Source organism: Larkinella terrae (genome assembly GCF_009668025.1).
In the GTDB taxonomy this organism is placed as follows: domain Bacteria; phylum Bacteroidota; class Bacteroidia; order Cytophagales; family Spirosomataceae; genus Larkinella; species Larkinella terrae.
Genome location: NZ_WJXZ01000002.1, coordinates 103,141 through 117,320 on the forward strand (window position 1 = coordinate 103,141; position 14,180 = coordinate 117,320).

Genomic DNA, 14,180 nt, shown 5'->3' on the forward strand with positions numbered 1-14,180 from the left:
ACATTCGTATGGAAAGCAGGTTGAAAAATAAACTTCGGCGGTTTTACCGGATAATTAAGTTCCGCATGGGAAATAAACCGCTTGATTTTGAGGAAGATACCTTGCCCTGGATTGATCGGTCAGACGCGGATATCGATTCATTTGTCAGGCAATTTGAAACACCGAAGAACTTTCCCTATGATTTAGGCAAGTTACTCCGGGACTGGCGGGATCAGGGATGCGTTATTCTGGAAAACGCGCTTCCTGTGGAATGGCTCGACGGTTTGTGGCAGGAAGCGGACGAAGTGGTTGACAACAACGAAAAATATTCGGTTAAATCGCTGGTCTATCAGTTTAATGATGGCAAAGAAACGCCCGTTAAAGACGTTCCGAAGGAAAAGCTGAAAGGCGTTGGGTCGCGATTGCTGGACTATCACAATAGTTCGGTGGGAGCAAAAAAGATACTGACGCATCCCCATCTGGCGACTTTTCTACAGGCGGTTTTTAACGAAAGAACGGCGGTTTTTCAAAGTACGATATTTAAATACGGCAGCCAACAGGGCATGCATCAGGATTTTCCCTGGGTAGTTCTGAAAATAGCCAGTCACCTGGTGGCAGCCTGGATTCCGCTCGAAGACGTTAGCCCCGATGCGGGGCCGGTGGTTTATTACCAGGGATCACACCGTTTACCGAAGTTTAATTTTGGTGACGGAATCCTGTTCAGCGGGCACGATGTGGTGTTTACACCCGCCGATTTTTCCCGGTATCTGGAAAAGATCTGCGCCAGAAACGGCATCGAGAAAACGGTTTTGCTATTGAAAAAAGGCGATGCAATGTTTTGGCACGCTGCGCTGGTGCACAGCGGGAGCCGGATCAACAAACCGGAACTGACGCGTAAATCGTTGGTTTGTCATTATTCAACGGTGCGCTCGTACCCGAAACACCGCTTTGAAGAATGTGAGAAGTCGCTGGCAAGTCGGCACAATGATATTACCATTTACGCCAATCCGACAAACCTAGCCGAAGAAGATATTATGACGGCAGGTAAAGACTGGAAGTGATAATTTTGTGATTAATGACTGGGGTTAGACCCGTTTTGAACTATAGCTATGGGCAAAAAAATTCTGCTCGAACATATTAACGTCCCCGGCATCGAAACCTACGATGTCTACCGGAAACAGGGCGGTTATACGGCAGTTGAGAAAGCATTGAAAACCATGAGCCCCGACGGCGTGGTGGAAGAAGTGAAGAAAGCCGGAATCCGCGGCCGGGGTGGTGCGGGTTTCCCGATGGGGATGAAGTGGAGCTTTCTGGCCAAACCGGAAGGCGTTCCCCGATACCTTGTTTGTAACGCCGACGAGTCGGAACCGGGTACGTTCAAGGATCATTACCTGATGAAGAACATTCCCCACCTGCTGGTGGAAGGAATGATTATTTCGAGCTACGCACTGGGCGCCAACAAGTCGTTCATCTACGTGCGGGGCGAGTTGATGTACGTGATTCGCATTCTCGAAAAAGCCATTGCCGAAGCGAAAGCGGCCGGTTTTCTGGGGAAAAATATTCTGGGCTCAGGCTACGATCTGGAACTGGTCGTGCATCCGGGCGGGGGAGCTTACATTTGTGGTGAAGAAACCGCCCTGCTCGAATCACTGGAAGGCAAACGCGGCAATCCACGGAATAAACCGCCGTTCCCGGCCGTGAAGGGACTTTACCAATGCCCGACGGTGGTCAACAACGTCGAGTCGATTGCAACAGCCTCCTGGATCGTGAACAACGGCGGAGATGCCTACGCGGCAATCGGCATCGGCCGGAGTTCGGGAACCAAGCTGATTTCGGCGTCGGGACACATCAAAAAACCGGGCGTTTACGAAATCGAGCTGGGCGTTCCGGTCGAAGAATTTATTTATTCCGACGAATGGTGTGGCGGTATTCGTGATGGTCACCACCTGAAAGCCCTGGTGGCCGGTGGATCGTCCGTTCCCATCCTGCCTGCCAACCTGATTACGAAACTCGCCAACGGCGAACCGCGTCTGATGACCTACGAATCGCTGTCTGACGGCGGTTTTCAAACCGGCACCATGCTGGGTTCGGGCGGTTTTATCGTTTTTGACGAAACCGCCTGTGTGGTACGAAACACCTGGAATTTCTCCCGGTTTTACCACCACGAATCCTGCGGACAGTGCAGTCCCTGCCGCGAGGGAACTGGCTGGATGGAAAAAGTCCTGCACCGGATCGAATACGGACACGGCAGTATGCACGACATTGATCTGCTGGTCGATGTATCCAAAAAAATTGAAGGAAACACCATTTGTCCGCTCGGCGACGCGGCTGCCTGGCCGGTAGCCAGTGCGATCCGCCATTTCCGCGACGAGTTCGAGTGGCACATTACCAACCCCTCCGAAGCAACGAAACCGGGTGCGGTTTTTAAAGGAGATATGGCGCTGGTGTAGTTACAAAGTAATTATTTCGACACCTTGGAAGAGATAATGCTATTGCGGAAATTGGTCGAAGAGCACGATTACAAAGGAGCTCTTGCGTTGATCGATCATATGGACGAAATGGCGAGAGACGATAAAATTAATAAAGTCGGAGCGTACGTTTTTGTGTTGTTGGTTCATTTGATTAAGCAGCAAGCCGAAAATAGGACTGTAAGGTCTTGGAACCACTTAATTGAGAAGGCACTTGATGGTATTCATAGAGCTAATAAACGTCGTAAAACAGGAGGGCAATATTTATCGGCAAAAGAACTAGATGAAACAATTGATGAACGCTTCAATCTGGCTATTAGCGAAGCCGCAAGTGAAGTATTCGAAGGAATGCATTCATCAAATAAAATTGCCAAAATGATTGATGCTGAACAGATTAAAGGAAAGGCTTTAGAGCTGATCGTAACTTACGAGCTATAGCTAAATGGAAGATATAAAACCGCAGTTATTCAAAGTTACCATCGACGGAATTGAGGTCGAAGTAGAACCGGGAACAACCATTTTACAGGCTGCCCGGAAAATCGGTGGCAACGTGGCTCCACCGGCCATGTGTTACTACCAGCCCCTGAAAGGCAGTGGCGGAAAATGCCGGGCCTGTCTGGTGCGGGTAGCGGCTGGTTCGGCCAAAGATCCGCGCCCGATGCCGAAACTCGTGGCGTCGTGCATTACGCCCGTCCAGGATGGCATGATCGTTGAAAACTCGACCAACGAGCAGGTTCTGACCACCCGCAAAGCCATCGTCGAGTTTCTGCTGATCAATCACCCGCTCGATTGCCCGGTTTGCGACCAGGCCGGCGAGTGCGATTTGCAGAACTTCGCTTTCAACCACGGCATGGCGACCACCCGCTACGAGGAGGACCGCCGGACGTTTGAGAAGCAGGACATCGGACCCTACATCCAACTGCACATGACGCGCTGCATCCTGTGCTACCGTTGCGTGTATACCGCCGATCAGATTACGCAGAAACGCGTACACGGCGTGTTAGGCCGGGGTGATGCGTCCGAAATCAGTACCTACATCGAGAAAGCCATCGACAATGATTTCTCCGGAAACGTCATCGACGTTTGTCCGGTGGGAGCGTTGACGGATAAAACCTATCGGTTTAAAAACCGGGTCTGGTTTACCAAACCGGTCGATGCGCACCGCGATTGCCCCACCTGTTCCGGAAAAACGACGGTTTGGTACCGGGGCGATGAGGTGATCCGGGTTACGGCTCGCAAAAACGAATGGAACGAAGTAACCGAGTTCATTTGCAACACCTGCCGTTTCGAGAAAAAGAAAACCAGTGACTGGGTCATCGAAGGCCCAACGAAAATCTCGCGCAGTTCGGTAATTTCGGCCAATAAATACCGCGCCGACACGATCAAACCGGATTTCCAGAAAAAGCTGGCCGCGGCTACGTACACACAGGTCGATGACGAGCGCGATACGTCGCAGTTGGGCATTCAGCAGTTGCCGCCGGAGCGGTTTGCCCCGGTTTTGCCCCACGCCAACGATCCGGAACCTTAAAATAGAGAAAAGATGTGAGACAAGAGAATAAAGACTGATTGGTCGCTTGTCTCACATCTTACTTCTCATGTCTAGATAAAAAAATGAACCTGACAGAACTCATCATTAAAGGCATTCTGATCCTCGTGCTCTTCGGAGTAACGTTGCTGATTGCCATGTATTCGACCTGGGCAGAACGTAAAGTCGCCGGTTTTATCCAGATTCGTTTCGGACCAAACCGGGCGGGACCGGGCGGAATATTACAACCGCTGGCCGATGCCGGTAAAATGTTTTTCAAAGAGGATTTCATTCCCTCGCAGGCTAACAAATGGCTGTTTATTCTCGGCCCCTGTTTAGCCATTCTGACGGCCTTGATGTCGAGCGCGGTGATTCCGTTTGGCGAAAGCATCAAGTACGACGATCTGGTCATTCCGGTTCAGGGCATCGAAATCAACATCGGTATTCTGTACGTTTTCGGCGTTGTGTCGCTGGGCGTGTACGGGCTGATGGTGGGCGGCTGGGCGTCGAACAACAAGTTCTCGCTGCTGGGCGCCATTCGGGCGGCTTCGCAGAACATCAGCTACGAAATCGGGTTTGGTCTGTCGATCATCGCCATTCTGATGATGACGGGCTCGCTGTCGATTCGGGCGATTGTGGAGCAGCAACACGGTTTTGCCTGGAATCTGTTCAATCAGCCGCTGGGTTTCATTATCTTTCTGACCTGCGCATTTGCAGAATGTAACCGGACGCCGTTCGATTTGCCGGAGTGCGAAACCGAACTCGTGGGCGGTTATCACACCGAATACAGCTCCATGAAACTGGGCTTTTACCTGTTCGCCGAATACATCAACATGTTCGTGTCGTCGGCCATCATTTCATCGCTCTATTTTGGCGGTTACAATTATCCCGGTATGGACTGGGTTCGCGAAACCCTGACCGGTTCGCTGGGAGCCGCTACGGGCCACAACCTGGCGACGCTCATCGGAACGCTGGTGCTGTTTGGCAAGATTTTCTTCTTCATTTTCTTCTTCATGTGGGTGCGCTGGACCCTGCCGCGTTTCCGCTACGATCAGTTGATGAATCTGGGCTGGAAAACCTTCATTCCGCTTTCGATTTTGAATGTCGTGGTAACCGGTTTCGGCCTGTTGTTTGATATAAAATACGCCACCTGGGCAATTGTCGTCGTGATGGTTATTCTGGCGCTGGTGTCGTCGGCACGCGCGCCGAAACCCGCCGTTCAGCCACAACGAACTTAACGCATTGATAATATGCAACTAACCAATCGATCTAAAGAGGTCAGTAACAAGCAGATGACGCTGGCGGAGAAGATGTATCTTCCGGCTATTGCGCAAGGGCTGGCCATTACGATAAAGCACTTCTTCGGTAAAAAAGTGACCGTTCCGTACCCGGAAGTGAAGCGGTATCTCGGACCGGTTTTCCGCGGACACCACATTCTGAAGCGCGACGAAGAAGGCCGGGAGCGCTGCACCGCCTGCGGGTTGTGCGCCGTTGCCTGTCCGGCCGAAGCCATTTCGATGGTCGCGGCTGAGCGGAAGAAAGGCGAAGAAAATCTGTACCGTGAAGAGAAATACGCAGCGGTTTACGAAATCAACATGCTGCGGTGTATCTTCTGCGGGTTGTGCGAAGAGGCTTGTCCGAAGCAGGCGGTTTACCTGCGTCACGACAAACTGGTGCCTATTTTCACCGAGCGCGATCAGGTTATTTACGGGAAAGACGAGTTGGTCGAAAAAATGAACGACCGTTACATCCGGACAAACCCCGACGCGCAGGCCACCCCAACCGAACCGTCGTTTTCGCGATCAGCCACTTAGTGAGTTTAGGGTTTATAGTTTAGCGTTTTCAGTCAATGCTAGACTATAAACCCTAGACCTTAAATTATAAAAAATGAAGCCTACTGAAATACTATTTTACGCCTTAACCGCCATCACACTCCTGAGTGCGTCGTTTGTGGTGACGGCCCGAAACCCGATTCACAGCGTACTGGCGCTGATCATGACATTCTTCTGTCTGTCGGGACATTATATTTTGCTGAACGCCCAGTTTCTGGCGGCTGTCAACATCATTGTCTACGCCGGAGCCATCATGGTTTTGTTTCTGTTTGTGATCATGTTTCTGAACCTGAAAACCGACGACGAAGAATCGAAAACCACGATGACCAAGCTGGCGGCCGTGGTGGTCGGTGGCGTATTGCTGGTCGTGATGGTTGCGGTGCTTCGGGTCGGAACGGCGGCCACTTATAATCCGTCGTCGTATAGCTCGAAAGTCGGGTTGGTCGAAAATCTCGGCATTGTTTTATACAAGGATTACCTTTTGCCGTTCGAACTGGCGTCGATCCTGCTGTTGGTCGCGATGGTCGGAGCGGTGATGCTGGGCCGACGCGAGCCCGGAGATCGACATTACTAATAATCAGGTTATTTAGATTTAAACGGGTTGTGCCAGCTGGTACAACCCGTTTTTGTTTTAGCGCAATTTCAGTCCGGGAAAATAAATATTCCTAAAAAATTGGCTACTATTTTGATCGTACGATTTTTATCGTACCTTTGAGGCATGAAACCGGAAAGCCAATCATCATCGGAACGATCTGAACCTACCAAAGCCGAACTGGACATCCTGACGGTATTGTGGAAACACGGCCCGTCAACCGTGCGGTTCGTTCATGAACAGCTCAATACGTTCAAGGAAGTAAATTACACGACCACCCTGAAGCAGATGCAGTTGATGGCCGAGAAAGGGCTGCTGAGCCGGGACGAAAGCCAGATGAAACACATTTACGGCGTGGCTGAAGAGGAGCAGAAAACCAAAAGTTACCTGCTCGATCGCTTCGTGAATCATCTCTACGACGGTTCGGCGGGGAATCTGGTCATGCAACTGCTGGATACCAAAAAAGCCTCGAAGGATGAACTGAAAGCCATTCGGGCGCTACTGGACAAACTGGATGAAGAAGAACCAAATACACAACAATGAACGCCATGAAATTTCCCTTCGATCACCTGATGGCCCAGCCCTGGGTCCCAAAAATCGGACTGACCCTCCTGCATTCGCTTTGGCAGGGCTTACTTCTTGCGGTTTTGGCCGGATCAATCCTGTTGCTGACCCGCACGGCGGAAGCTCGTCTGCGGTATTGGCTTTTCGTCGGCCTGTTGGCGCTGTTCGCCCTGAGCATCGGCGTTACGTTCTGCCTTCAGTTTGATCAGCAAGCGGTTTTGCCGGTTGCGGACCTCCAGAATGGGCCAACTACCGGCGCTGCTGTTGTTTCGGTGGCAGCCAGCCCCGACGTGTTTGAATCGTATGTAACCGGCGGTTTTGCTTTTCTGACGCAGTATTCGTCGCCCATTGTGTTGATCTGGCTGCTGATCCTGGCGCTGAAAAGTGTTCATTTTGTGAGAAATCTCTACCAACTGAGTTACCTGCAACGCCGTCAGACTTTTCCGATGGGTCAGCATTGGGAAAACCGGGCAAAAGACCTGGCCGGGCAGTTGGGCATTACCCGAACGATCCGCGTGATGCAGTCGGCGCTGGTAAAATCACCTCTGGTGCTGGGGCATTTTAAACCGGTTATACTGGTGCCGTTGGGGATCATTACCGCCATTCCGCCCGAAGAAATTGAGCTGATGTTGCTGCACGAACTGGCGCACATCAAGCGGCTGGATTTTATGGTCAATTTGCTGCAACATCTGCTTGAACTCCTGTTTTTCTTTAATCCGGCGGTTTTGTGGATTTCGTCGTTGATCCGCGCCGAGCGCGAAGCCTGCTGCGATGACTTGGTATTGACGTATGCGGGCAGCAAGCGAAAATACATCCGGGCGCTGTTGTCGTTCCGGGAATACGAGCTGGAAGAGTCGGGGTATGCGCTGGCTTTTGCCAAAAAAAGAGGGTTACTCCAACGGATCGAACGGCTGGTTTCGCAAACGAATACAACCTTGAACCTGTCGGAAAAAGTGGTGCTTTCCATCTCGGTTGTTTTGGTTTGCACGCTTAGCTTTCTGTACGCCCAACCCGCTCCGAAGGCCAAAAAACCGGTCGGTATTACGGAGACGAAGCAAGATAAATTGCGCCAAAACCGGATTGAAGTCAAACCGCCAATCAGCGAAAAGACGGATGAAACCGGAGCGAAGGCGGTTCCGGATTTAGCAAAGGACGAAACGCTGCAAGCCTCTAATCGCTCAGAAAATGGTCAGCCTGCCAGCAGTCTCCGGCTGGATAGCAGCCAACGATTTCAGGATGTACAGGACAATTCCAACTCATTTCGTCAGGATTCACTGAATATTGAATTAGCGGGTCTGCAACCGCTGCAATCACCCCTGCGACCGACGGACTCCCTTCAAAAACCGGCACTGAAGCTCAACCGGCTTTCCTATTCGCCCAAGCCGCTCAGCCTCAATACCAAGAAATCCGTTACCGATCAGATTATCGATGAGATCGTTGACGCCGGACTTAGTGCCAAGCGGGAAGGTTTGTCCTTTCACATTACGAACGATTTCCTGATTGTCAACGGCGTCAGGCAGTCCGACGAAGTTCACCGGCAGATCATTTCCAAATTTGTCAAAAAACCGGGCGACACCGTCGATTTTACCTACCGGAATACCAATCCGTAACCAATTTAACGGCTCCATTTCAATCACTTACTTTCGGTAAGCAGGGATTGCTGTGCCTGCTGAAATTCGAACCAACCCTCCAATCACACCTTTTATGAAAACGAAAATTCGGGTGATTTTCACCCTGTGGATAACTATTGCCCAAACGATCGGATTGGCGCAGTCGCGGGGCCAGTTAAGCGGGCAGGTGGTCACCGCCGACCAAAAACCGGTCGATGCGGCTGCGGTTTCGGTGGTTTTAGCGACCGATTCGAGTCTGGTCAAAGCCGAACTGACGGAGGCCAACGGAACGTTCCGCTTCGCAAATCTGAAAACCGGGAGTTATTTCATTACTATCAGTGCCTTAGGGTTTGAACCCTATTGGAGCCAACGGATTGAACTGACGGATTCCGAAACCGTTCGGACGCTGGAGCCTTTTCAACTGCGTACTTCGGCCATCAAGCTGAAGGAAGTGGTCGTAACGGGTAAAAAAGAATTTGTGGAGTATAAACTGGACCGGACGGTGGTGAATGTGGATGCGCTTTTGTCCAATGCGGGTACCAACATTCTGGAAGTGTTGCAGAAAGCGCCGGGCGTGATGGTCGATCAGGATGGTAACATCAGCCTGAAGGGGCAATCCGGCGTTCTGGTGCTGATCGATAACCGCCCAACCTATCTGTCGGCGAACGACTTGGCGGCTTATCTGAAGTCGCTTCCGTCGGGTACGATCGATCAGATTGAGCTGATGACCAACCCGCCCGCGCGCTACGATGCCGCCGGGAAGGCCGGGGTTATTAACATCAAAACCAAAAAGACCACAATTGAAGGCTTTAACGGAAGCCTAACCGCCAATCTGGGCCGGGCGTTTTACTGGCGGCACAACGAAACCGTTAACCTGAATTACCGCAAAAACCGCTTTAATTTCTTTCTCAACGGCGGTTTTAACAGTCAGGATACCTGGCGGAAACTCGCGATTGAGCGACGATACTACGGAGAAAACCAGCAGTTGAACACGATTTTTTCCCAGAACTCGTATTTCTATCCGCACAACCGCACCCCGACGTTCAAGGCAGGAATGGATTTTTATGTCAATTCGAAAACGACGGTGGGCTTCGTTTTTACGGGTTCGTACGCGTTCAACAAGGAAAAAAGATCGGTCAGCAGCGCGCTGCTCGATCCGGAAAACCGTCCCGATTCATTGATTGATGCGGCTAATTCGCAGCGGAGCCGTTTTTGGCAGAACGGCATCAACCTGAATTTTACGCACCAGTACGACAGCACCGGACGTTCGATTTCCGTGGATCTGGACCATGTGAGCTACTGGATTTCAACGCAGCAACAGTTTCAGAACCGGTTTCTGGATGCTAGCGCAATCGAGAAAAACCGGGAAAACATCCGGGCCGATCTGCCCTCCAGCGTCGCGATTTACACGATCCGGTCGGACTATAACCATCCGTTACGCAACAAAGCCAATCTGGCGGCTGGTGTCAAAAGCAGTTACGTAGCCACCGATAATGAGGCCAGTTACTTCACGCAAACCGCTCTGGGAGAAACGCCGGATTTTGAGAAAACGAACCGGTTTCGGTATACCGAAAACATCAACGCGGCTTACCTGAATTTCAATGGAGAATTCGCCCGTTTCTCGTTCCAGACCGGTTTACGGCTCGAAAATACGAGGGCCAGCGGGCATCAATTAGGTAATGCGATCAAACCGGACTCGAGCTTTACGCGGAATTACACCAATCTTTTTCCGACGGTTTATCTATCCTACCGACTCGACAGCAACCAGAACAACCTGATTTTTTCGTACGGACGACGCATCGGCCGGCCTTATTATCAGGACCTGAATCCCTTCGTTTTTCTGCTCGACAAGTTCACCTATTTTGCCGGCAACCCCTTTCTGCGCCCCGAATTCGGCCATAAGTTCGAGTTGAAGTTTACGCACAAAAACCGGCTCAATGTCACGCTGATGTACAATTACGTCACCAATATGAATACCGAAACGATTGAGCAGCAGGGTGCTATTTTCATCAGCCGGACCGGAAATGTTGGCAATCTACAATTTGGCGGTATTTCGGTCAACACCACGCTGAAAGCCGGAAACTGGTGGACGTGTAATCTCTACGCCGAAATCATCAAAAACCGGTTTGAAGGCTTCCCGGGAACCGGCGGATTGGCCACGGGTTCGGTCTACGGGTACATCAATCCGAGCAACCAGTTTCTGTTTAAGAACGGCTGGAGCGCCGAGGTAAGCTGGTTTTATATCAGCCGGAGCCAGAGCGCCCAGTTTGATAAGTCGGCGCTGTTTGCTTTGAATACGGGCGTTCAGAAGAAAGTGCTGGCTAACAAAGGCTCGGTGCGGCTGACGCTGCGCGATGCGTTCCGGTCGCTGCAACCCCAGGGCAAGATTCTGAACATTCCGAATGCGACGGCCAGCTACCACAATCGGTTCGACAGCCGGTCGCTGACGGTTTCGTTTACGTATAATTTCAGTAAAGGAGCCACCGGAAAGCAGAAACGAAATACCAGTGGAGCGGGCAGCGAACAGGACCGGGTCAAGAATTAGAACCTGTCAGCGCGAGGAAATAATCTTCCGAATGCCGAGGTAGCCACCCGCGGAGTTGTAGAGCAACTGGCCGTAATCGGAAGCAAACGACGCGTTGATCTGAAACTCGCCCAAACCGCCCAGATCGACCGGAGCCATCAGGCTAAACAGCGACGACCATTGCGTTGGTTTCTTGTAAAACGGTTCGTTATAGGTGCCGATGTTGCTGCTATACGACAGTTTCCCCAGCCATTCGACGCGGCCAATGCCGCCGGATAAGCCGAAATGCACCAGACTAACCCGGTTGTTGGCGATTGCGCCGTTGGGAAGCCCCGCCCGGACGTCGGTGCCCGGTGTCATGAACGGCGAGCCAATGGTGCGGCCGTTATACTTCCAGCCATCGACGTACTGCGAGTGGTTGAAGTAATTATCCCGGCCCCGTTTCGCCGGATTATCGATCAGGAAGATCGGTCCGCCCTGATTTTTGGTATACAGAAATTCGAACAGAGCTTCATTGATGGAAAAAAACGACCGCTCCGTGCGCTTGTTTTTCAACCGGATTCCGTTTAAGCCGTCGCGGATATTAGTCAGGTAAAACAACGAACCATCGTCGTAAATACTCTGGCGATACATCAGCAGATTAAGGGAGCCCAGTTCCACTTCGAGCGCTAAATCGACGGTACCCAGGTGATTCCCGACCCGGTTTTCTTCAAAGCTGGGCAAGGTTGTGTCGATCTTGTTCGGATTTCGGTGCGAGGTCACCACAAACCAGTAGCTTCGCCAATTGCTGGGCAAATAGCCGTTGTTCGTAAGCGGGCCGTAGATTTTGTCGGAATAACCGCCCCACTGCACCTGGTGGTTAATCCCGGCGTAAGCCTTCACTTTCGAACCCGGTTTTCCCATCCGGCCATACAGGACTTTCTGGTGCAGATACGTATGTTCAACAGTCCGGTTGTTATCGAACCAGCCGTGGTTATAAAAGGCGTAAACGGCCAGAAAATTATTGGTCAGCGGAACCGGCACAAAACCGTGGGTCCCAATCTGAATAACCGGAATGGGCAGGGCGTTGCCGGACCAGGCAAACGAGCCCGAAGTTAGCGTTGTATCCACCAGACCGTAGGTATTCCGACGGCGTCCGGCGTAGAGTTCCACGCTGCCGTAGCGCGCCTTTACATACGCTTCGGGGAGGAGAATTTTGGTATTACCGGCCACATTCGCAACCGCTTCGACGCCGTATCCCCAGTCAAATTTTTTCTGGCGGATGATTCCGCTATCGATGACCGGTTTTCCGTAATCAGACGAAATCCCGAGCCGAAACGTTGCCGCGGGCGTTGTGGTGGGAACGATACCGAATTGATTGGCCCGCAGCCAGAAGGGCGTCCGGTCGCCGGAAGAAAGATAAAGACCTGTCTGAAAATCATACCGCGTTGTTTTGGGAAAATAAGCCCGCTGGGCAACAACCGGTCCAATAAGACAGAAGAAAAGATAAATCGCCAGTCCGGCTTTTAGTTTCATAGATAGTAAGACAGCAACACGATTATTTGCCTCTTCCCTGCATCATGACGCGAACCGTTTGAACAATCAGCCAGACGTCGGTTGAAAGAGAAACGCTTTGCAGATATTCAAGATCATACCACAACCGCTGCACCATCTGCTCCACGTTTTCGGCGTATCCGAATTTAATTTGCCCGATGGACGTGATGCCCGGTTTTACCATCAGCAAGTATTTGTATTCCGGCGATTTCTCGACAATTTGGTTGATAAAATACTGCCGTTCCGGGCGGGGCCCAACCACCGACATATCGCCTTTCAGTACATTGTAAAACTGGGGAAATTCGTCGATCCGGGTTTTGCGCATGAACTGACCCCAGGGCGTAATCCGATCGTCGTTATCGCCCGACGAAAGCGCCGGACCCCCTTGTTCGGCGTCGGGATACATGCTGCGGAATTTATGAATCCGGAAGGGTTTGCCCCACTTACCGATTCGTTCCTGCGAATAAAAAGCCGGTCCTTTCGAGCTGAATTTCGTGATCAGGGCAATAAGGACGAAAAAAGGTGCCCCGACTGCCAGCACGCTCGCCGAGAAAGCAATATCGAATGCCCGCTTGAAAACGTTGACCTGCAAATCGTCGAGATAATGCGTTGACAGGCTGATAACGGGCTGAATGTCGTGGTATTCGACCGTGACGCCTTTCGTCAGGAACCCTTTGAAATCAACGATCAGCTTCACCTGATAGCTGGCTTCTTCCGAAAAATCCATGATTTCCCGGAGTTGCTCGGTTTCGATGTAAGGCAGGCAGCAATAGACACAGTCGATTTCGTTGCGGATAATGTATTCTTTCAGGTAGCTGTAATCCCCCCGCAGTGCGGTGGCATTCTCCGGATTCATTTTATCGAAATAACCGTAAAACTTGAATCCGATTTCCGGGTACATCTGATAAAACGTCTGAATGCTTTTGGAAAGCGGCCCGTAGCCGACTACCACAAACCGCCGGGTATTGTAACCCATCGCCCGGTAGACCTTCAGCAGAATCAAAACGACTGAGCGCCAGAGCGCACCGGCACACAGAAACAGCACGTACGTCAGCGCCAGGTGTTCGCGGGAATAGTAAAAACCGCCCTGTGTAAATACCCAGAAGACGGAAACGAGCGCAATATGCAACCCAATCAGCTTGGCCAGACCCACCAGCAGATTCTGGATCGTAAACGTCAGACGGGAATAATTATAGGGCTTGTTTATCAGCAAAATCAGGAACCAGGCCGCATTGATAAACCAGAACAAGGTAACGTAAGGCACATCGAACAGCGACTCCGTTGTACCAAATTTTAGCCGGTAGGCGAGCGCAAAACAGATATCCAGGGAGATGATATCCATCGTTGCACTGAAAGGCCGCAGTAAAAAAGAAAACCGGTGTTTCATAAACAATTCATTTGGAACGGTTTCTGCACACGCAGGCTGATAAGCTGCTGAACCGCTCCCCCGCTAAAATTCGTAACAAATGGATAGTACTTATTATAAAGAGATACAACAAGTAAGTAACTCTTTAATAACTCCAAGTTCACAGAATTTGTACGTTTTTCGGTCA

At 51.2% G+C, this 14,180-nt stretch carries 12 protein-coding genes; 10 read left to right on the top strand and 2 right to left on the bottom strand.

The window, feature by feature from the left end:
• Positions 1–8 precede the first annotated feature (8 nt).
• The 10 genes from GJJ30_RS04590 (at position 9) to GJJ30_RS04635 (ending at position 11,115) form a co-directional block, all read left to right on the top strand.
• Positions 9–1,040 carry a phytanoyl-CoA dioxygenase family protein gene (locus GJJ30_RS04590; RefSeq protein WP_154173650.1) on the top strand — a complete coding sequence of 344 codons (1,032 nt, stop codon included), beginning with the start codon at positions 9–11 and terminating at the stop codon, positions 1,038–1,040.
• A 48-nt stretch (positions 1,041–1,088) separates the two neighbouring features.
• Positions 1,089–2,429 carry an NADH-quinone oxidoreductase subunit NuoF gene (gene nuoF, locus GJJ30_RS04595; RefSeq protein WP_154173652.1) on the top strand — a complete coding sequence of 447 codons (1,341 nt, stop codon included), beginning with the start codon at positions 1,089–1,091 and terminating at the stop codon, positions 2,427–2,429.
• Positions 2,430–2,453: 24 nt separating this feature from the next.
• Positions 2,454–2,885 carry a hypothetical protein gene (locus GJJ30_RS04600; RefSeq protein WP_154173654.1) on the top strand — a complete coding sequence of 144 codons (432 nt, stop codon included), beginning with the start codon at positions 2,454–2,456 and terminating at the stop codon, positions 2,883–2,885.
• Positions 2,886–2,889: 4 nt separating this feature from the next.
• Complete coding sequence (locus GJJ30_RS04605; protein ID WP_154173656.1) at positions 2,890–3,975, top strand: NADH-quinone oxidoreductase subunit G; 1,086 nt, start codon at positions 2,890–2,892, stop codon at positions 3,973–3,975.
• Positions 3,976–4,058: 83 nt separating this feature from the next.
• Positions 4,059–5,210, top strand: a complete 1,152-nt coding sequence (nuoH, locus tag GJJ30_RS04610; protein ID WP_154173658.1) for an NADH-quinone oxidoreductase subunit NuoH — start codon at positions 4,059–4,061, stop codon at positions 5,208–5,210.
• Between the two features lie 12 nt (positions 5,211–5,222).
• Positions 5,223–5,786: a NuoI/complex I 23 kDa subunit family protein gene (locus GJJ30_RS04615; RefSeq protein WP_154173660.1), complete on the top strand. Its 564-nt coding sequence runs from the start codon at positions 5,223–5,225 to the stop codon at positions 5,784–5,786.
• A gap of 73 nt (positions 5,787–5,859) precedes the next feature.
• Positions 5,860–6,378, top strand: a complete 519-nt coding sequence (locus GJJ30_RS04620) for an NADH-quinone oxidoreductase subunit J family protein (RefSeq protein WP_154173662.1) — start codon at positions 5,860–5,862, stop codon at positions 6,376–6,378.
• Between the two features lie 144 nt (positions 6,379–6,522).
• A complete protein-coding gene (locus GJJ30_RS04625; protein WP_154173664.1) occupies positions 6,523–6,939 on the top strand; it encodes a BlaI/MecI/CopY family transcriptional regulator in 417 nt (138 codons plus the stop codon).
• Positions 6,940–6,944: 5 nt separating this feature from the next.
• On the top strand, positions 6,945–8,570 hold the full coding sequence (locus tag GJJ30_RS04630) for a M56 family metallopeptidase (RefSeq protein ID WP_170299123.1): 1,626 nt from the start codon (positions 6,945–6,947) through the stop codon (positions 8,568–8,570).
• A gap of 94 nt (positions 8,571–8,664) precedes the next feature.
• On the top strand, positions 8,665–11,115 hold the full coding sequence (locus GJJ30_RS04635) for an outer membrane beta-barrel protein (protein WP_154173668.1): 2,451 nt from the start codon (positions 8,665–8,667) through the stop codon (positions 11,113–11,115).
• A 6-nt stretch (positions 11,116–11,121) separates the two neighbouring features.
• Here the strand turns inward: GJJ30_RS04635 and GJJ30_RS04640 are convergent, their stop codons facing one another.
• Together GJJ30_RS04640 and GJJ30_RS04645 are read right to left on the bottom strand one after the other, a co-directional pair.
• Entirely contained in the window at positions 11,122–12,609 is a 1,488-nt protein-coding gene (locus GJJ30_RS04640; RefSeq protein WP_154173670.1) for a capsule assembly Wzi family protein, read from the bottom strand.
• Positions 12,610–12,631: 22 nt separating this feature from the next.
• Positions 12,632–14,014: an exopolysaccharide biosynthesis polyprenyl glycosylphosphotransferase gene (locus GJJ30_RS04645; protein ID WP_154173672.1), complete on the bottom strand. Its 1,383-nt coding sequence runs from the start codon at positions 14,012–14,014 to the stop codon at positions 12,632–12,634.
• Positions 14,015–14,180 lie beyond the last annotated feature (166 nt).